Annotated in this window: 19 protein-coding genes and 1 pseudogene; 5 read left to right on the plus strand and 15 right to left on the minus strand. The window is 60.8% G+C overall.

From position 1 onward, the window contains the following. Positions 1-112 precede the first annotated feature (112 nt). Complete coding sequence (locus ACZ9BX_RS11785) at positions 113-466, plus strand: cyclophilin-like fold protein (RefSeq protein ID WP_476218040.1); 354 nt, start codon at positions 113-115, stop codon at positions 464-466. A 448-nt stretch (positions 467-914) separates the two neighbouring features. Here the strand turns inward: ACZ9BX_RS11785 and ACZ9BX_RS11790 are convergent. The 3 genes and pseudogenes from ACZ9BX_RS11790 to ACZ9BX_RS11800 form a co-directional block, all read right to left on the minus strand. Further along, a pseudogene (locus ACZ9BX_RS11790) lies at positions 915-1,462 on the minus strand (transporter); the annotation flags it as partial. A 91-nt stretch (positions 1,463-1,553) separates the two neighbouring features. Then, complete coding sequence (locus tag ACZ9BX_RS11795) at positions 1,554-2,348, minus strand: hypothetical protein (RefSeq protein ID WP_476218042.1); 795 nt, start codon at positions 2,346-2,348, stop codon at positions 1,554-1,556. Between the two features lie 46 nt (positions 2,349-2,394). Beyond that, on the minus strand, positions 2,395-3,702 hold the full coding sequence (locus tag ACZ9BX_RS11800) for an alpha/beta hydrolase (protein ID WP_476219983.1): 1,308 nt from the start codon (positions 3,700-3,702) through the stop codon (positions 2,395-2,397). 538 nt (positions 3,703-4,240) lie between these two features. On the opposite strand from ACZ9BX_RS11800, the gene pepT reads away from it, so the two are divergent. Next, on the plus strand, positions 4,241-5,473 hold the full coding sequence (pepT, locus tag ACZ9BX_RS11805; protein WP_476218044.1) for a peptidase T: 1,233 nt from the start codon (positions 4,241-4,243) through the stop codon (positions 5,471-5,473). Positions 5,474-5,495: 22 nt separating this feature from the next. On the opposite strand, the gene ACZ9BX_RS11810 is transcribed toward pepT, so the two are convergent. From ACZ9BX_RS11810 to ACZ9BX_RS11835, 6 genes are all read right to left on the minus strand, one after another. Further along, the gene (locus tag ACZ9BX_RS11810) at positions 5,496-7,118 is read right to left on the minus strand and encodes an ABC-F family ATP-binding cassette domain-containing protein (RefSeq protein ID WP_476218046.1); all 1,623 of its coding nucleotides are present in this window, start codon (positions 7,116-7,118) and stop codon (positions 5,496-5,498) included. Positions 7,119-7,297: 179 nt separating this feature from the next. Next, the gene (locus ACZ9BX_RS11815) at positions 7,298-7,462 is read right to left on the minus strand and encodes a DUF1328 domain-containing protein (RefSeq protein WP_132559334.1); all 165 of its coding nucleotides are present in this window, start codon (positions 7,460-7,462) and stop codon (positions 7,298-7,300) included. Between the two features lie 78 nt (positions 7,463-7,540). After that, positions 7,541-8,068, minus strand: a complete 528-nt coding sequence (locus ACZ9BX_RS11820; RefSeq protein WP_132559332.1) for a hypothetical protein — start codon at positions 8,066-8,068, stop codon at positions 7,541-7,543. Positions 8,069-8,146: 78 nt separating this feature from the next. Beyond that, the gene (locus ACZ9BX_RS11825; protein WP_476218048.1) at positions 8,147-8,938 is read right to left on the minus strand and encodes an anti-sigma factor family protein; all 792 of its coding nucleotides are present in this window, start codon (positions 8,936-8,938) and stop codon (positions 8,147-8,149) included. After that, positions 8,935-9,540, minus strand: coding sequence for an RNA polymerase sigma factor (locus tag ACZ9BX_RS11830; protein ID WP_132559328.1), 606 nt, complete (start codon positions 9,538-9,540; stop codon positions 8,935-8,937). Before ACZ9BX_RS11830 ends, ACZ9BX_RS11825 begins: the two co-directional genes overlap by 4 nt. A gap of 38 nt (positions 9,541-9,578) precedes the next feature. Then, positions 9,579-10,124, minus strand: a complete 546-nt coding sequence (locus tag ACZ9BX_RS11835; protein WP_476218050.1) for a tetratricopeptide repeat protein — start codon at positions 10,122-10,124, stop codon at positions 9,579-9,581. A gap of 169 nt (positions 10,125-10,293) precedes the next feature. Here ACZ9BX_RS11835 and ACZ9BX_RS11840 point away from each other — a divergent pair, with 169 nt between their 5' ends. The 3 genes from ACZ9BX_RS11840 (at position 10,294) to ACZ9BX_RS11850 (ending at position 13,171) form a co-directional block, all read left to right on the plus strand. Next, positions 10,294-11,346, plus strand: coding sequence for a type III polyketide synthase (locus ACZ9BX_RS11840; protein ID WP_476218052.1), 1,053 nt, complete (start codon positions 10,294-10,296; stop codon positions 11,344-11,346). Next, positions 11,343-11,846: an isoprenylcysteine carboxyl methyltransferase family protein gene (locus ACZ9BX_RS11845; protein WP_476218054.1), complete on the plus strand. Its 504-nt coding sequence runs from the start codon at positions 11,343-11,345 to the stop codon at positions 11,844-11,846. The genes ACZ9BX_RS11840 and ACZ9BX_RS11845 overlap by 4 nt, the downstream gene beginning before the upstream one ends. Before the next feature lie 77 nt (positions 11,847-11,923). Beyond that, a complete protein-coding gene (locus ACZ9BX_RS11850; RefSeq protein WP_027509953.1) occupies positions 11,924-13,171 on the plus strand; it encodes an NAD(P)/FAD-dependent oxidoreductase in 1,248 nt (415 codons plus the stop codon). Between the two features lie 27 nt (positions 13,172-13,198). Here the strand turns inward: ACZ9BX_RS11850 and ACZ9BX_RS11855 are convergent, their stop codons facing one another. The 6 genes from ACZ9BX_RS11855 to ACZ9BX_RS11880 are packed head-to-tail and all read right to left on the minus strand — an operon-like array spanning position 13,199 to position 18,079. After that, positions 13,199-13,585, minus strand: coding sequence for an ester cyclase (locus ACZ9BX_RS11855; protein WP_476218057.1), 387 nt, complete (start codon positions 13,583-13,585; stop codon positions 13,199-13,201). A gap of 38 nt (positions 13,586-13,623) precedes the next feature. Next, the gene (locus tag ACZ9BX_RS11860) at positions 13,624-14,157 is read right to left on the minus strand and encodes a gluconokinase (RefSeq protein WP_476218059.1); all 534 of its coding nucleotides are present in this window, start codon (positions 14,155-14,157) and stop codon (positions 13,624-13,626) included. 29 nt (positions 14,158-14,186) lie between these two features. After that, a complete protein-coding gene (locus ACZ9BX_RS11865; protein WP_087003149.1) occupies positions 14,187-15,140 on the minus strand; it encodes a peptide ABC transporter ATP-binding protein in 954 nt (317 codons plus the stop codon). Continuing rightward, positions 15,137-16,153, minus strand: coding sequence for an ABC transporter ATP-binding protein (locus ACZ9BX_RS11870; RefSeq protein WP_476219985.1), 1,017 nt, complete (start codon positions 16,151-16,153; stop codon positions 15,137-15,139). The genes ACZ9BX_RS11865 and ACZ9BX_RS11870 overlap by 4 nt, the downstream gene beginning before the upstream one ends. Beyond that, the gene (locus tag ACZ9BX_RS11875) at positions 16,153-17,064 is read right to left on the minus strand and encodes an ABC transporter permease subunit (RefSeq protein ID WP_476218061.1); all 912 of its coding nucleotides are present in this window, start codon (positions 17,062-17,064) and stop codon (positions 16,153-16,155) included. Before ACZ9BX_RS11875 ends, ACZ9BX_RS11870 begins: the two co-directional genes overlap by 1 nt. A gap of 10 nt (positions 17,065-17,074) precedes the next feature. Next, positions 17,075-18,079, minus strand: coding sequence for an ABC transporter permease subunit (locus tag ACZ9BX_RS11880; RefSeq protein WP_476218063.1), 1,005 nt, complete (start codon positions 18,077-18,079; stop codon positions 17,075-17,077). Between the last annotated feature and the right edge of the window lie 35 nt (positions 18,080-18,114).

Below are 18,114 nucleotides of genomic sequence, written 5' to 3' on the forward strand. Positions count from 1 at the left end.
AGCGCTTTCGGCTTTTGTGACCCACCAGACGCAAAACCGAAACGGAGGCGAACACGTGCTTAAGACAATGTTTGCCTCTGCTGCGATCGCCATAGGAGCGACTGGATCTGTCATGGCCCAAGAGACTATCCGAATTTCTTCCGCATGGGGCGAAGTCACCGCCACCCTCGCCGACAATGAGGCTGCCAGATCCTTGGCCCAGATGCTGCCACTGACGATCGACATGTCGGACCATCTGCGCCAGGAAAAAACCGGAAATCTACCCTCCGTCCTGCCTGAGGTAACACGGCAGAGAGACTTTTCTGTCGGCACGCTCGGCCTGTGGAGTTCAGATCATTTCGTGATCTACTATCGGAGCGGCCGCGTTCCCTCCCCCGGCATCATCATCCTAGGACACGTGAACGGCGATGTTTCGATCTTCGACTGTCCGGGATCCGTCACCGTAAAGCTCGAAGCGGCCAACTGAGCGACGCATGAAGCCGTTGCCGCTCCCGCATCTGCTGCTCGTGATCCCGACCTCAGGCAGTGGGTAAATGTCTGTTCATGGGGAGTGTCAGAGCAGACCTATACGACCGACATTGGGGGGCGCATGGCGGCCCCCATTCGTGTTTTCCGGACGGCGGCCACAATGCGGGAAGCGGAAATTATTGCCGGTAAACCCGCCTGGTTGACTGATGCCCAAAGCCAAGGCACAAAGGTGGCATCCACGGTCGCTCGCGGCAGGAAAACAGAGGGAATTTCAAGTCGATTTCGCTAAGCTATTGAAATCATGTGAGAATCCATGTTACCCAGCCAATTCTTGCTAAATCTCGTTATTTCCTTGATTTTTCGGACGTGCCTGAACCCGTTTCGGCGTCAGCGACCTGACGCCCACTGTAGCCCACAGGTGATGCCCACGCGAAAACCGGATGCGTGGCCTCGCCGGTGGCGTACGACAGGAAGGGCTGGACGAACGTGCTCCTGATATCGCTTCGGTCGTCGCTGCCTGCGAACGACCAGATGTCGTTGGCAAGCACGCCATTAGGTCCAGGACCCTCCTGGTTCAGTGCCACTACCGTCGGCCCGGCACCCATTTCTCACCGCCAAGCAAGTCGTCCGTCGCCGTCGGAATCAGAAACACCGGACGGCACCCCAGATGATGCCACTCCCGGTCGGCTTTGCGGGCGACAGGAAGAAGTTTTGCACGAGATCGCCTAGGCCGAACTGCGAGCCGGATGGGCCTGCTACGTCATTCTGCCATGTCACAGGAAGGATGGTGCGCGAAATGACGTTCCAGTCTCGTTCAGCGATATGGAATGACCGGCTGGATATTGAGCGTCGCCTTATCGCCATCGAGGGGGCCGTGGCCGTGGTCGCGGTTGAACTGAAAGGGTACGCTGATCAGCGATGCGATCGGGTTTGAAAGCTTCTTTGCGAGTTCAGTACTCGAATCCTGGGCATGAAGCGAACCCGCCCAAGCGATGAAGAGGCGAGGTGCTTGAAGGACGTGATCGACATTGCTTCCCCTTTATCTGTGGACCCTTTTTCATTGGTGCTCCGCTTTGACCGGTGGGCTAGAACTTTATGGCCAGCCCCAGGATCGGTCCTTGCTGGACGACGTCGAAAATGAAACCGTCATCGCTATAATCAACTCCAAGCGCTCGATATCCGGCGATGGCTGAAATCCTGTCGTTGAAATCGTAGCCGACGCCCAAGGCGACATCCCAGTCGATGTCGGCTCCACCGCCGCCGACCAGTCCCCAGCCCGTCAGATAGATCTCCGGCGTGAAGGAGTATTTCCCGCGCAAGCCGACCATGCCATCTGCCCATGTGGCGCTGTCGCTTGCATCAACACCGCCGAGCAGACCGCCATTGAACGACAGCGTCGTGTCGACCGACCAGAGCCTCACGCCACCGACGACGTCCAGGTGTCCCGACGGGCCGTCAAGGACGGCGTAGCCCACGCCGAGCAGGCCCGCGAACGTCTTCGAATTCACCTCGACATCGGTCGCCAATACTCCGAATGGTGTTTCGCCGTCGGCGGAGAGCTTCGTGTAGATGACGTCGCCGATAACACTGAAACGGTCGTACCGGGCTTCGCCCGCCGCCATGAAGGCGAAGTCGAGATTCTTCAGGATATCCCCGAAATCGGCATCGATGTGCACCGTGGTGGGAATCCCGAATTGCGCCGTATCACCCGAGATGCCGGCTATCCAGAAATATGGAGCGATCGAAAAAGTCCAGCCATCCGCGGCTTCCGCTGGCTTTGGTTCCTGCGCCAGGAGAGGCGCTATGTCGGCCGCCTGGGCACCGCCGCAAATCATGGCGGCGACAGCCGCGCAGAGCCCGAGTTTCAAAAACTTCGTCATCGTCCTATCCCTTTCTGTCGGAAGGCACCGCTGCCCCGTTGCTTCCTCAGTTCCGCGCCGCGCGGCATGCCGGATCCCGTGTCGCTGCCTGCTTCGATGTGCAATCGTTCACCGCAATCTTCTGCTCTCCACGGACGCGTCCAGCCATCCCGGGTACGTGGTGGGCGTAGTTGTCTCGGGTATCCGGATCCACCGCGGCGACCGGGGCGGCAAGGATCAGACCTGCGGCGTTGCCGGCCGCTGTCGCTACCCCCGTCGTTCCCGCAATGAGGTGATCCCCAAGGCCCATCCGGCTGTCGGTCAGCGTCTGGCCCTCGGAGATGCGTGCGCCGATGAGCTGGACCACCTGCGGGGATTCTGCGAACTTGCTGTGGTGGAGACCGTCGCCGGCCTTCACCTTCGTCAGATCGATGACGGTGATGCTGTTGTCGGCCAGTTCCTGCTTGTACGGATCGGATTCAGGATCGATCGAGCCCAGCCGCGGGATGTCGCCCCAGACCCTGCGCGAAAAGGCGAGCGCGCGGTCATCGCGGGATACGAACAATGTGAATCGTGGCTGCCGCATGCCCATGTCCTCGATCTGCGAGCGGAACACGTCGACATCGACGTCCGGAGCAGCAAGCATCACATTCTTGAACTTCGGGGGCAGACCACCGTTGCGGATCGCCATTTGGCGTAACCCTTCGAGGGCCAGCCAGTTGCCCATCGAATGCGCGAGGATAGAGACCTCCTTCACTTCCGGATCGGCGGCCAGATACTGAAACAATTTCTCCAGGGCGTTGCGCGTGTAATTGGTGCTTTCGCGGTCGTAGCCATAGGCAAGCAAGCTACCCCGCGATGGCCACGTCACCAGCACAGGCGCACTCTTGACGCCTGAGTCATGAACGATCTGCGCGAAGCGGTAGACGGAGTCCTCGAAGCGGTTATTGAACCCGTGGATGAAGACGAGCACGCTGCGATCGGGGCTCTTCTTCACCGCGGCATTGAGCCAGGTCTTTGCCTCCTCTTGGCCGATCTCTTCCGCCTTGAGCGTCGCGAAATCAGTCGCTGGATTGGAAGGAAGCCTCTTCGGCCAGGCGACATCGCCGACCTTGCGGATCGGAGGAATCGACACCGTGATGTCCGCGAACGCAGGCGCGCGCGCCCGCTCGCCCGTGAACATCTCTCCGGCATGCTCCGAGCGGCCACGCGTGGTGGTGATCAGCATGCTGACCCGGCTCGAACCAGGCGACGCGTCGGCAACGGGCGCCAACACGTGCTTTGGATGCCCACCACATCCCGCAGGGACGATGAGCGCAACGCAAAGCGACAGCCGCCGAAGACAACGAAGAGACGATGATACGGTGACGCGGATGCCACCACTGCGTAGACTGCTCACGCTTCCCCCGAGCCTAAGTCATGTTCATTTAGCGCAGCAAGCATCCCCAAGCCGTCTGCGCATTCGCAAAGACAAATCAGCTCTCTTCAAATAGCAAGTATTGCGGCAGAAGCACAGCAATACTTGCTCGTGCTGAGGTGACCGGCCCGGCCGTATATCTTTGTCATCATTTCGTGCCGGTTACTTCCCGCAATTGCCTCACCACCTCTGCAAACTGTGGACCGCCTGGCCGCAGGCTGGCAAGCGCCTCGGCATATTCCAGTCTCTCCGGAAAGCGTCTGAGCTTCAGTCCATACCTGACCGCGGTACAGAGCAGATCGCCGTCCGGCTCTCCAAGGTTGAGTTCATATTCGCACGGGTATTATGCAAGTCTACAATTTCAGATTTAATTTTAAAATAGTTACACGCCATTCCTTTCTCGTGCAAAGCGCGCTGGAAATCAAAAATTCCTTCACCACGACGCGGATGAAGGTTACAGCAATCCATCGCTGACGATCATGCATTGGACCTGCCCATGACCGACACTGTTACCGATCGCTTCCTCCGCTATGTCGTTATCGACACGCAATCGGATCCCACATCGTCGACGCAGCCTTCCACCGAAAAGCAGAAGAACCTCGGCCGGATGCTGGTCGATGAACTGCTGGCAATTGGTCTTGCAGACGCGCATCTCGACGAGCACGGCTACGTCTACGCGACCATTCCGTCCAATGTAGACAAGCCAGTGCCGGTCATCTGCTTTTGCTCGCATATGGACACGGCGCCGGACTTCACCGGAACCAACGTCAGCCCGCAGATCGTGCGGAAGTATCGCGGCGGCGACATAAGGCTCTCAGGCGATCCGCGGCAGGTCATTCGCGTCAGCGACAATCCGGCGCTCAACGACCAGATCGGCAGCGATGTCATCACCACCGACGGTACAACGCTGCTCGGCGCCGACGACAAGGCCGGCATTGCCGAGATCATGACGGCGGCGCAAATCCTGGTCGACAATCCGGATATCAAGCACGGGACGATCAAGATCCTCTTCACGCCGGACGAGGAAATCGGCCGTGGCGTCGACAAGGTCGATCTTGAAAAGCTCAGCGCCCGGTTCGCCTACACCATGGATGGCGAGACGGCCGGCCATGTCGAAGACGAGACCTTCTCTGCTGATGGCGTCGAGATCACTGTTCAAGGCGTGGCCATCCATCCCGGCTTCGCCAAGGGAAAGATGGAGAACGCCATCAAGATCGCCGGCGCGATCATCAGCCGGCTGCCGAAGGATTTGGCACCGGAGACGACGGCGGGCAGAGAGGGATTCGTGCACCCGACGGGCGTCACGGGCTCAATGGAAAAGGCAGCCCTCAACCTCATCGTCCGTGACTTCAATGACGATGGCCTCGCGGCCAAGGAAGCCATGCTGGAGACGATCGTGAAGGAGATCATGGCGGACTATCCCGGCTCCTCCTACAGCTTTAAGGTCAAGCAGCAGTACCGTAATATGAAGGTGATCCTCGACCGTCATCCGGAGATCGTCGAGAACGCCGTCGAGGCCGTTCGGCGCGCAGGCATGGAGCCGGTACGCGGCAGCATTCGGGGCGGCACCGACGGCTCGCGGCTTTCGTTCATGGGCCTGCCCTGCCCCAACATCTTCGCCGGCGGCCACGCCTTCCACTCGCCGCTCGAATGGGTCAGTCGACAGGACATGGAAAAGGCGGTGGCGACGCTCGTCGAACTGGCGAAAATCTGGGAAGAGCGCGCTTAATCGCGCTCTTACTGCTCTTTACTCAACTGCGCAGGCCGGGCGCCTCATGGCCGGTGCGCGCCACGTATTCCGTGTAGCCGCCGCCAAATTGGTGAATGCCTTCTGGGGTCAGTTCCAGCACCCGATTGGACAGAGCGCCCAGGAAGTGCCGGTCGTGCGAGACGAACAGCATCGTGCCCTCGTACTCGGAGAGAGCCTTGATGAGCATTTCCTTGGTGTCCAGATCCAGGTGGTTCGTGGGCTCGTCCAGCACGAGGAGGTTCGGCGGATCGAAGAGCATCGTCGCCATGACGAGCCGCGCCTTCTCGCCGCCCGAGAGCACCCGGCATTTCTTCTCGACATCGTCGCCGGAAAATCCGAAGCAGCCCGCCAGAGCGCGCAATGAGCCCTGCCCTGCCTGCGGGAACTTATCTTCCAGCGACTGCAGTACGGTGCGTTCGCCTTCAAGAAGGTCCATGGCGTGCTGGGCGAAATATCCCATCTTCACGCTGGCGCCCAGCGCGACGCTTCCCTCGTCCGGCTCCGCCGAACCCGCAACCAGCTTCAGAAGCGTCGACTTTCCGGCACCGTTAATGCCCATGATGCACCAGCGCTCGCGGCGCCGAACCATGAAATCCAACCCCTCGTAGATGGTTCGGCTGCCGTATTTCTTGTGCACGTTCTTCAGGTTGATAACATCCTCGCCCGAGCGCGGTGCCGGCAGAAACTCGAACGAGACGACCTGGCGGCGCTTGGGCGGTTCCACCCGGTCGATCTTCTCCAGCTTCTTCACGCGGCTCTGCACCTGCGAAGCATGCGAGGCGCGGGCCTTGAAGCGCTCGATGAACTTGATTTCCTTGGCGAGCATCGCCTGCTGGCGCTCGAACTGCGCCTGCTGCTGCTTCTCGTTCTGCGCCCGCTGCTGCTCGTAAAAGGCATAGTCGCCCGAGTAGCTGTTCAAGTTGCCGCCATCGATCTCGATGATCTTGGTGACGATGCGGTTCATGAACTCGCGGTCGTGCGAGGTCATCAGCAGCGCGCCATCGTAACCTTTCAGGAACTCCTCCAGCCAGATGAGACTTTCCAGATCCAGATGGTTGCTGGGTTCGTCGAGCAGCATGACGTCCGGGCGCATGAGAAGAATGCGGGCGAGCGCCACACGCATCTTCCAGCCGCCCGACAGCGCACCGACATCACCGTCCATCATTTCCTGGCTGAAGCTCAGACCGGCCAGGACTTCGCGTGCGCGTCCTTCGAGAGCGTAGCCGTCCAGTTCCTCGTAGCGCGCCTGCACCTCGCCGTAGCGCTCGATGCTCACATCCATATCGTCGGCTTGTTCGGGATCCGACATGGCAGCCTCGAGCTCCCGCAATTCGGCCGCAACGATGCTCACGGGGCCGGCACCGTCCATCACCTCGGAAACGGCGCTGCGGCCCTCCATTTCGCCGACATCCTGGTTGAAGTAGCCGATGGTCACGCCCTTATCGGCAGAAACTTGCCCTTCATCAGGCTGCTCCTCCTGCGTGATCATCCGGAAAAGAGTCGTCTTGCCGGCGCCGTTCGGACCGACGAGACCGACCTTCTCGCCTCTGTTGAGCGCCGCGGTCGCCTCGATGAAAAGGATGCGGTGGCTGTTCTGCTTGCTGATGTTTTCGATACGAATCATATGCGGATAAGGACCTAGAAAAGTTTTTCGGAGGCCTTATGCCACGGGTTGCAGGGTCTGTCGCAAACTTTCGGCATCAAAATCTGTTTGCGATGCCGGGATGGCGGCATCGCGCCTCATCGATACAAAAAAACCCGGCGCCGCGGCACCGGGTTTTTTCAACGTCTCATTTCGTCGCACTATTCGCGGCGCATCAGGCGCATGACGAGCGATACGACGAACAGCACCAGGAATATGAAGAAAAGAACCTGTGCTATGGAAGCCGAAGCGCCTGCGATCCCGCCAAATCCAAGAATGCCGGCAATCAGGGCTACGACGAGAAATACCAAAGCATAGTAAAGCATGGTGAACTCCTCTTTCGATTCTGACCTATCAACGGCTATCCTTGGCAATTGGTTCCAGAACGCCTAGTTTCAGGGGCATCAGCCAAACTGGACGAGACGCTGATGCGAGCCGTCACCTTGGTCGGGGGCAGGCGGCTCGGCTGCTTCTAGGTAGAACTTCACGGGCGCTGTCAGCACGAACCAGATGCATGCGCCTGTCATGAAGGCTGATCCGACCGGATCGTCGATGCGTGTTGCGAACGGCAGCCCGGCCGAGGCGAAGAGAACGGTCATCCGCAGAGACCATTCCGCCTCACGCTTGCTGATCGCTCGGGCTCGGAGCGATTTGTAGCGCCGGGCGTCATAGCCGCCGCTTCCCATGGATGCGGAGGAAGCCAGCTTCCAGATGGACGGCAGAGCCAGCATGAACAATGCTGCAAGGCTGAGGGCAAGGGGCTGACTCGAAAGATGGTACCGGCTTGCGATTGCCAGGAAGGAAAGCGCCGCCAGGTTCCACACTGGCTCCAAACGCTCCGGATGCTGTGCCGTGTAGACATGCCAAACCCGCAGCGTACGCGCCGCGCCGGAAAGCAGCGGCTCGTCGATATAACGATTGATCCAATCCATGCTGAAATGCCGGTCCCTGTCGCATCGAGATGATCGGCAACACCATGCAATCTCGTCATCATGATGGCGGCACGGCATTCATGCCGTCAATTTTGACCTGAGGTTATCGACGATTTCCTGCATGCGGTCTGCCGGGGCATGGCCGATCAGCATGAAGGCATGGCTCCGGCTGGACCAGTAGATGACATTCATGCCATTGCGGCCCTCGATGTCTGGCGTCTTTTCGCCCTTGTCCGAGCGGATGATGCAGAGCGCCATCGGGCCGGTCTCGGGATCAAGATAGGCGATCTGCGCAAGCGGTTTTTCGTCATATTCCAGGAGCAGTACGCGCTTGAAGTCGACCCCCTGCAACGCAACCATCCCGGGAGAAAGCGCAAGGCCGAGCTTTCGGTCGATCTGGGCAAGCTGAATGCTCTGCACATCGGCAGGCGGAACGGGACCTGCCAGCGTGTCCGGCGTGTAGAGCGAGATATATTCGGCGACGACAGCGCGCCATTCGGCCCCCTCGTCCTTCGAAAGGTTGCGGCTGATTCCGAGATAGGCGCGGTCTGCAATGACGCCGGCGACGACCGAGGCGGCCAGAGCACCGAGAAAGCCGCGTCGGCTCATAAAGCTAGGCGCTTTGCCTTCCTGCTTCGAGTGGATCGCGGCAAGCATCGATTCCAGGCTAGCTTGCGGTGCTGCAGCAAGTAGCGGAGCAAAGGCGTCCTTGAACGGCAGGTTGCTGCGAGACAGGAATTCCAGCCGCGCAGCCACGCGTTCGTCGGCATTAACGAGCGCTTCGATGCGCGCGGCATCCTGCGGCGGCAGTTCGCCGTCGATGAAGGCAGTCAGCTCTTCGTCAAAGGGTATGTTGATGTCGTTGCTCATTGCCGTCCCTCGTCCGAAATGGCGCCGGAAAGCGTCGCACGCGCTGCCGCCAGCCGGCTCATCACCGTTCCGATCGGTATAGCCAATACATCCGCCACCTCGCGATAGGAGAGCCCTTCCACATAGGCGAGGAAGACGGCGCTGCGCTGTGCTTCCGGAAGCGCATCCACCTGCCGCAGCACCTGGTTTGCCATGACATGCGTTTCGGTGTCGCGGGCTCCGTCGAAGACCAGCGCTTCCTCCGGAGCAGCGAAACCCGCGCCTTGGCGAACCTTGCGGGAGCGGATCTCGTTCAGCCAGATCGAATGCAGGATCGAAAACAGCCAGCGATCGAGCCGCGTTCCCTGTTCGAATTGCCCGCCGCGTTCCAGCGCCCGGACGCAGGTCTGCTGCACGAGGTCGTCGGCCACATCGCGCTGCCGCGAGAGCACGAGACCATAGCGCCAGAGCCTGGCAAGGTTCTCCGTCAGGCCTTTCCTGATATCCGCTTCGCTCGCGATGGCCGCCTCCGCCCCAGTTCGTCCTCCGGGGATCGCCAACCGAAGCGGCGATCCCGTTTCCAGACGACTATAGGCAGGAAATGTGGTGCGCGCGACCGGCATTCGATTATCTCTCCTTGCCGCCCCGCGCCGCCTCGATTTCAGATCTTCGACGGATCGAGGATCACCGCGTTGAGGTCCTGATATTCCTCGCAGCCCGTGCCGCAGATCGCCTTGATCATGTTCAGCTGCTCCTTGGCGAGATCGACGCGGCCTTTGACGACGTAGGCTTCGCCGAGATACTCACGGACCTTCGCATATTGCGGATCGAGCTTTACCGACTGAAGGTAATAGGAGATGCCTTCATCTGTGCGGCCGAGCTTGCGGGTGGCATAGCCGCGATAATTCAGCACTTCCGCATTGTTCTGATCCTTGACGGTGTCGAGCATGGCCAGCGCTTCCTCGTATCGGCCAGCCTTCGCCAGCGAATAGGCATAGTCGGTACGGTTCTCATCCGTCACATTGGCGCTCTGCTGCTTCACACACTGCTTCGACCTCTTGTCATAGATCTGACCTTTCTTGCAGGTGGGTGTGCCCGCGCCGCCGCCACCACCGCCGCCGACGGCGAAGACCGGGGTGGAAAGCATGGAAGCGGCGATGCAGCCGCCGAGGACGAGAGAAGCGATACGGACAATCGTAGTCGTCATGGGATATCTCCGGGAAAATGACGTTGCCGCGAAAGAACACCCCTACCCCGCATTTTATTCGGGTGGCGCAAGGCATTTCCCATCACATTTTTGTGACGTCGGCGGCGGGAATAAATCGCCGTCAGAAGTGTTCTTCGTATTGCCGTCGGGGGGCAAAAAGGAGAATGCCGTGAACGATACGGTCCAATTTCTGAGCCTCGCCGTCGCCGTGCCCGAGCACATCATCACGCAGACGGAAGCAGCCGAGGCATCGGCCCGCCTCTTTGCCGGCCGCTTCGAGGATTTTCGGCATCTTGCGAGCGTCTTCGACAATGCCGGCATCGCCAAGCGGCATGCCGCGCGGCCACTCTCATGGTTCGATGAGCCGCATGGCTGGCAAGACCGGATGGAGGCCTATGCCGAGGTTTCAAGCCGCCTTTTCGTCGAAGCGGCGACCAAGGCACTGCGCCAGGCCGATCTCAAGGCAAGCGACGTCGATTGCGTCGTCACCGTCTCCTCTACCGGGTTTATGACGCCGAGTCTGGATGCGCAGCTTGCCGAAAAGATGGGGTTCCGGGCGGATATAGAGCGCGTGCCGGTATTCGGGCTCGGCTGCGCCGCCGGCGTCTCGGGATTAGGCATCGCGTCGCGCTTGGCGAAGGGCAAACCGGGCAAGACCGTGCTCTTCGTGACGATCGAGCTTTGCACCCTCGCCTTTCGGCTGGACGAGCTGACGCGGCCCAATATCGTCGCAACCGCGCTCTTCGGCGATGGTGCCGCAGCATGCGTGCTTCGAAACGGCGGAGATGGCATAGCCGAAGTGGAATCGAGCGGCGAACATCTGTTTCCCGACACTCTCGACATCATGGGTTGGAAGATCGACGACACGGGCTTCGGCATCGTGCTTGCGCAGTCGCTGCCGCCCTTCGCGGAGACGGAGCTCGGTCCCGCTGTGGACGGGATACTCGCCCGCAATGGCCTTTCACGCCCGGACATCAGCCGCTTCATATGCCATCCGGGCGGGACCAAGGTGCTGGCGGCAATGGAAAGCGCGCTTTCGCTCGCGCCAGGTTCGCTGGATCACGAGCGCGCGGTGGTTTCCGATTATGGCAACATGTCCTCGCCGACCGTGTTCTTCGTGCTGGAACGAGCGATCCACGCGGGCCTGCCCGAACGCGCGGCGATGATCGCCATGGGACCAGGTTTCTCCGCGAGCTGCGTCACGCTGCGGAGAACTGCATGATGCCCGCCTCCATTGCGCTTCTGACCTTCGTCACGCTCCAGCGCCTCAGTGAGCTTGTCCTTGCCAGGCGCAATACGGCCGCGCTCTTTGCAAAAGGCGGATACGAGACCGGGGCAGAACATTACCCCTACATGGTCGCACTGCACGCGACCTGGATCGGCGGATTGTGGCTGCTTGCCACGGACAAGCCGATGAACTTTTTTTGGCTCGGCATCTTCCTGTTGCTGCAAGTCATCCGCCTCTGGGTGCTTGCCACTCTCAAGGAGCGGTGGACGACGCGGATCATCGTTCTGCCTGCGGCACCGCTCATCCGCAGCGGACCCTATCGCTTCATGCGGCATCCCAATTATGCGGTGGTCGCCGGCGAGATTGCGGTTCTGCCGCTTGCCTTCGGCATGCCGCTCTACGCAGCCGCTTTCACGATCCTGAACGCGCTCATGCTTGCCATTCGCATCCGGGCCGAAAATGCCGCACTCAAAACGGCAATGATTTTGAAATGAAATGCGATTTTTCAATTGCGCCTTCGCGATCCTAAGGGCATTTTCGACCCTTGGAATTCAGTGGGCTGCAAGAAAAAATGACCAAGAACGCAATCGTGCTCGGTGCCGGCATCATCGGTGTCTCGGCCGCAATTCATCTGCAACGGCGTGGGCGGCAGGTAACGCTGATCGACCGCAAGGATCCCGGCAGCGAGACCTCGTACGGCAATGCGGGATTGATCCAGCGTGAAGGTGTCGTGCCCTACGGCTTTCCCCAGCAGATCGGGCTGCTGCTGCGCTATGCGCTGAACAACCGCATCGACGCGCATTATCACCTGAAGGCGCTCCCGGGCCAGCTCGCCTTCCTTGCCCGCTACTGGTGGAACTCCAATCAACGCCGCCACGAGATGATCACCCGCGCCTATGCGCCGCTGATCGAGAACTCGATCCTGGAACACAAGGACCTGATCGAGGCGTCACATGCAGAGCAGTTGATCCGGAAAGACGGCTGGATGAAGATCTTCCGGACCGAGGTAAGGCGCGACGAAGAGCTTGCCGAGGCCGGAAGCTGGCAGAAGGAATTCGGCGTCAGCTACGAAACGCTGTCTTCCGCGGACATTGCACGCATGGAGCCGAGCCTCATGCAGACCTTCGCCGGCGGCATTCGCTGGCGCGACCCCTGGTCGGTCCTTGACCCGCAGGCGCTGACTGCCGCCTACCGCGCCTATTTCGAAAGCCTTGGCGGCCGCTTTGTCATCGGCGATGCCGCTTCGCTCGGCCAGTCGGGTTCCGGCTGGAAAATCATGACGTCCGAAGGTTCGCTCGAGGCAGACGACGCGGTGATGGCGCTCGGCCCCTGGGCTGCGGTTGCCACCAAGCGGCTCGGCTATTCCTTCCCGCTTGGCGTCAAGCGCGGCTATCACATGCATTATGCCGCGGAAGGCAATGCGGTCCTCAACAACTGGACGCTCGATGCCGAGCGCGGTTATTTCCTCGCGCCGATGAACCGCGGCATCCGGCTGACCACCGGCGCGGAATTTGCCGCACTCGACGCGCCGAAGACGCCGGTTCAGCTCGACCGCGCGGAAAAGGTCGCCCGCGCCGTCTTCCCGCTCGGACGCCGGCTCGATCCCGAGCCATGGATGGGTGCGCGTCCCTGCACGCCGGACATGATGCCGATCATCGGCAAGGCGCCGCTGCACAACGGCCTGTGGTTCGCCTTCGGGCATGCGCATCACGGCCTAACGCTCGGTCCGGTGACCGGCCGCGTGCTGGCGGAACTGATCACCGGAGAAACGCCGTTCATCAATATTTCCGCCTATTCGCCGCAGCGCTTCAATCCGTAGCGGCAGGACAACACGTGGCGGCTTTCATCAGAGCTGTGCTTCGATCGCCGCCTTGTCGATGACCGACCATACCTCGTCGATCTTTTCCCGATCGAAGCGATAGAAGACGTTTTCGGTGAAAGAGACGCGCTTTCCGTTGACTGGAAGGCCGAGGAACGTACCCTGCGGCGTGCAATCGAAAGCGAGCCGGCTAGCGACAAGGGGCGGGTCGGATGTGAGCAGTTGGACGTCGAAACGAAGGTCGGGGATCGCCTGGAAATCCCGCGCCAGCATCGCCTGATAGCCTGGCAGGCCGAGCTGCCGGCCATTGTGGCGCACATGGTCGCCGACGAAGCGCCCCAGCCGATGCCAGTCCTGCGCATTAAGACACGCGATGTAATCGCGATAGATCGCTGAAAGTTCATCTTTGCTCAACGCGAGTCCTCCGGCTCTGGCTTCTGCGGCGGCCGTAGTCAGGAAACGCCGAGCGGCGCGAGCTTCTTTCTAGCCTCTTCGGCAATGCCTTCGACTGTGTCATCGATATCGACGGTCACTACACCAGGTTCGCCCGTTGGCGCTTCCAGCGTTTCGAGCTGGCTTTCAAGCAGGGACGACGGCATGAAGTGCCCCTTGCGATGCCCCATCCGCTCGGTCAGCAGTTCCCTCGAGCCTTCGAGATAGACGAAAAATAGATTGCCGCCGGCCGCAGCGCGCAGGCGCTCACGATAGAGGCGCTTCAGCGCCGAGCACGTGACGATGACACCCTCGCCTTTTGCTAGGGCGTCCTTCATGGCTTCGCCAATGAGATCGAGCCAGGGCATGCGATCCGCATCGCTCAATGGAATCCCTTTCGACATTTTCTCGACGTTGGATGCCGGATGAAGCTGGTCGCCTTCGATGAAGCCGAGGCTCAGCGCCTCCGCCAGCTTCTCGCCGATTGAGGATTTTCCGGAGCCGCTGACGCCCATGACAATGATTGCGTGGGCCTTGTTCGTCCGCTCCGGCATTTCAGTCCTCCGTCGTCGCCTGCATCCGCTCAGTCGAGCGGGAAATGACAGGCGTATTTTTGTTCACCCTCTCCACTTAGTTCAGGCTCTACCCGGCGGCAATAGTCCTGCGCCTTCCAGCAGCGCGGGTTGAAGTGACAGCCGCTCGGCGGCTTCAGCGGCGAGGGAAGCTCGCCCTGGAGACGGATACGGTTCTTAGCGCGATCGGGATCGGCGATCGGCGTCGCCGACAGAAGTGCCGCCGTATAGGGATGACGCGGATGCGCAAAGACTTCCGCTGCGGGCCCGGTTTCGACCGGGCGGCCGAGATACATGACCATCACGTCGTCGGCGATGTGGCGGACGACCGACAGGCCGTGCGAGATGAAGAGATAGGCAAGGCCCATCTCCTTCTGCAGGTCCATCAACAGGTTCAGCACCTGTGCCTGGATGGAGAGGTCGAGCGCCGAAACCGGCTCGTCGAGCACCAGCACCTTCGGCCGCAGCATGAGTGCGCGAGCAATGGCGATACGCTGGCGCTGGCCACCGGAGAACATATGCGGATAGCGGTCATAGTGCTCAGGCCGCAGACCGACGCGCGCCATCATTTCCTCCGCCTTCCGGCGTCGCTTGGCGGCATCCAAGTCGGTGTTGATCTTCAGCGGCTCTTCAAGGATTGCACCGACCTTCTGGCGCGGATTGAGCGATCCGTAAGGATTCTGGAAAACGATCTGAACCTGGCTGCGCAGGGTGCGGTCGCCGACGCGGGCAGGCTTGCCATCGATCAGCAGTTCGCCGGCCGTCGGGTCTTCGATCATGGTGACGAGGCGCGCAAGCGTCGACTTGCCGCAACCGGATTCGCCGACAACGGCGAGCGTCTTACCGGAGTAGAGGCTGAAGCTCACGCCGTTCAGCGCCTTGACGGTCGCCTCCGGTTTGAACATGCCGCGATTGACGGTGTAGAAACGGGCAAGATCCTTGCCCTCGAGAACGGCGCCGGTCATACGAAGTCTCCAGCGGATTGCTTCAGCATCACGCCGGGGTGACCGAGCGGCTTGCCGTCTTTCAAAGGATAGTTACAGAGTGCGAGGCCGAGCTCCGGCCCCTGACGGACAACGCCGCGATCGCACTCGACCGTGGCATAGCCGCAGCGTGGTGCGAACAGACAGCCGCGCGGCCGGTCATGCTGACCGGGAACGACACCGGCTATCGACGGCAAATGCTGGCCGACTTGGGCACGCTCCGGCAGGGCGGAAAGCAAGGCGGCGGTGTAGGGATGATGCGGGTCGCGGAAGAGTGCCTTGACCGGCTGCTCCTCGACCTTTTGTCCGGCATACTGAACCTGCACGCGCTCGGCGGTTTCGGCGACGACACCCATATCGTGGGTGATCAGCACCAGCGCCATGCCCTGCTCCTTTTGCAGGCGCACGAGCAGGTCGAGGATCTGCGCCTGGATAGTCACGTCAAGTGCGGTCGTCGGCTCGTCGGCGATCAAGAGCTTCGGATTGCAGGCGAGCGCCATGGCGATCATCACGCGCTGGCTCATGCCGCCGGACATCTGGTGCGGGAAATTCGACAGGCGATCTTCCGGCGCCGGGATGCCGACGAGGTTCAGGAGCTCGATCGAGCGCTCGCGGCGCTCCTTGCGGTTGAGGCCCATGTGCACCCGCAGACTCTCGCCAAGCTGGAAGCCGACGGTAAAGCACGGGTTCAGGCTCGACATCGGCTCCTGGAAGATCATCGCCATGTCCTTGCCGATGATCCTGCGGCGCTGGCGGCCGGAAATGCCGACGAGCTCCTTGCCGTCGAAAGTCATGCGGTCGGCAGTGATCTTCGCCGTCCAGGGCAGAAGGCCCATCATGGCGAGCATGGCAACGGACTTGCCGGAGCCGGATTCGCCGACGATCGAGAGGATCTCGCCCTTGTCGCAGCTGAGCGATACGCCGTCGACGGCGCGGAAGAGGCCGGAAGACGTCTGGAATTCGACGGTCAGATTCTGAATATCGAGAAGTGGCATCATGACCTCTTCAGCTTGGGATCGAGCGCATCGCGCAACCCGTCGCCCATCAGGTTGATGGCGAGAACGGTGACGAGGATGGCAAGACCCGGGAACGTTACGACCCACCAGGCGCGCTGGATGAATTCTCGCGCTTCGGCGAGCATGGTGCCCCATTCGGGTGTGGGAGGCTGCGCGCCCATGCCGAGGAAGCCGAGGGCAGCCGCGTCCAGGATCGCCGCCGAGAAGGCGAGCGTCGCCTGAACGATCAGCGGCCCCAGACAGTTCGGCAGGATGGTCTTGAACATCAGCCGCAAGGTGCCGGCACCGGCAACGCGGGAGGCAATGACATACTCCTTCTCACGCTCGGCCATGACCGAGGCGCGTGTCAGGCGTACGAAATGCGGCTGGTTGACGATGGAGATTGCAATCATCGCATTGACGAGACCGGGTCCAAGGACCGCGACCAGCACGAGGGCCAGAAGCAGCGACGGGAAGGCCAGGATGATGTCCATCAGGCGCATGATGGCGATATCAATGCGGCCGCGGAAATAGCCGGCCACGAGGCCGATCAGAACGCCTGCGATCACCGAGATCGTCACGACGACAACACCGATGAACAGCGAGAAGCGCGCGCCGTAGATCAGGCGCGAGAGAATGTCGCGTCCGACAGCGTCCGTCCCAAGCGGGAAGGACGAGCTGCCGCCTTGCATCCAGAAAGGAGCGAGAAGCAGCATCTGCCGGTTCTGCTCGTTCGGCGTATGCGGCGCAACGAGCGGCGCAAGCAGCGCCACGACGAGAATGACGATGAAAACGGCGAGGCCGATGACGGCGCCCTTATTTCGCGAGAAATAATACCAGAATTCCGCAAGAGCGGATGGGTGGGCGATTTTTGCAGCGACCGTGCCGGTTTGGATGTTTGTCGTACTCACGGGACCGCTCCTAGTGCCGAATGCGTGGGTTGATGAAGCCGTAGGTGATGTCGACGATCAGATTGACCAGCATGATGATGCCGGCAATCAACAGAAGACCACCTTGGACGACTGCATAGTCCCGCCTGAACACCGAATCGACCATCCACTTGCCGATACCGGGCCAGGAGAAGATCGTCTCGGTCAGGATCGCGCCCGCGAGCAGGACGCCGATCTGCAGACCGATGGTCGTCACAACCGGTATCATGGCGTTGCGCAGCGCATGCACGCCAACGACCCGAAGCGGCTTCAGGCCCTTGGAGCGCGCAGTACGCACATAGTCTTCGCCAAGCACTTCGAGCATCGCCGAGCGCGTCTGGCGCGCAATGACAGCAAGCGGGATGGTGGCAAGCACGATCGTCGGTAGAATAAGATAGCTGACAGCGGAGCGGAAAGCGCCCGCCTGACCGGATAGCAGGCTGTCGATCAGCATGAAGCCGGTGACCGGCTTGAAGAAATACATGAGCGAGATGCGGCCCGAAACAGGAGTCCAGCCGAGATAGCCGGAGAAGAAGATGATGAGCAGCAGACCCCACCAGAAGATCGGCATCGAATAGCCGACAAGGGCGACCCCCATCACGCTTTGGTCGAACCACGTGCCTCGCTTGACGGCGGCAAAGACGCCGGCGGGCACGCCAAGACAGACCGCGAGAAGAATGGCACACAGCGAGAGCTCGAGCGTTGCCGGGAAGAGCGCGCTAAAATCACCGAGAACCGGGCGCTTCGTGACGATCGACGTTCCGAAGTCGCCCTGTAGCACCTTGCCGAGGTAATCGAAGTACTGGATGTACATGGGCCGGTCGAAACCGAGATCGTGCATGATCTGGGCATGACGCTCAGGCGCCATCACGCGTTCACCCGACAAAAGCATGACGGGATCACCGGGAAGCATGCGGATGAACGAGAAGGCAATGAGCGTGACACCGAGGAATGTTGGGATCAGGACCGCGAGGCGCCCGATGAGAAATCGCAACATGGCAGATGTTCCAATAGTTTCCGGCGGTCAGGGAA

Source organism: Rhizobium sp. USDA 3886 (genome assembly GCF_056279785.1).